The organism is Actinoplanes sp. ATCC 53533, assembly GCF_003947245.1.
This window is the reverse complement of record NZ_QHHV01000633.1, coordinates 1-665: the sequence shown is the minus strand read 5'-3', so window position 1 is coordinate 665 and position 665 is coordinate 1. Positions and strand designations below refer to the sequence as shown.

1 protein-coding gene is annotated in these 665 nt (G+C 66.9%); it reads right to left on the bottom strand.

Features of this window, described 5'->3' with window-relative positions; genetic code table 11:
• Positions 1-282 precede the first annotated feature (282 nt).
• On the bottom strand, positions 283-642 hold the full coding sequence (gene rplS, locus DMB66_RS60380; protein ID WP_125804809.1) for a 50S ribosomal protein L19: 360 nt from the start codon (positions 640-642) through the stop codon (positions 283-285).
• Positions 643-665 lie beyond the last annotated feature (23 nt).

The following is a 665-nucleotide window of genomic DNA, read 5'->3' as shown; positions in this document are numbered from 1 at the left end:
GCGCCGGATCACCCGCCCGCGGCGACGGCSGAGGAGGAGGCTCGATACCCCTGCATCGGTTCCACGCTACGCATCTCCCGCCGCCGTCCGGTCGAGCCGCCCCGGATACAGCACTACCGCCCGGCATCCCCCGCGGAGGACGTGTCGGGCGGTAGTGCGAATAGTCCACCAGCGCGGCGACTGCCGCGATAGCACTGATTCCCATCCGTCACTGGCGCAAGCGTAGTGCGCCCGCGCGGTAAACGTCAGTCCGAGTGAATACGGCCCGGACTGCTTGTGGGTTCAGCTGACGGTCTGCTTCTCGCGCAGCTCCTTGATCTTGGCCTTCTTGCCACGGAGCTCACGCAGGTAGTAGAGCTTGGCGCGACGCACGTCGCCGCGGGTCACGACCTCGATGCGGTCGAGCTGCGGGCTGTTGATCGGGTACGTGCGCTCGACACCGACGCCGAAGCTGATCTTCCGGACCTTGAAGGTCTCGCGCAGCCCGCCGCCCTGGCGGCTGATCACGACGCCCTGGAAGATCTGGACGCGGGAACGGTTGCCCTCCACGACCCGCACGTGCACCTTGACGGTGTCGCCGGCCCGGAAGACAGGAATGTCGGTGCGCCGCGACTGGGCGTCGAGTTCGTCCAGCGTGTTCATCGCTGCATCCTCGTGTTACTCAA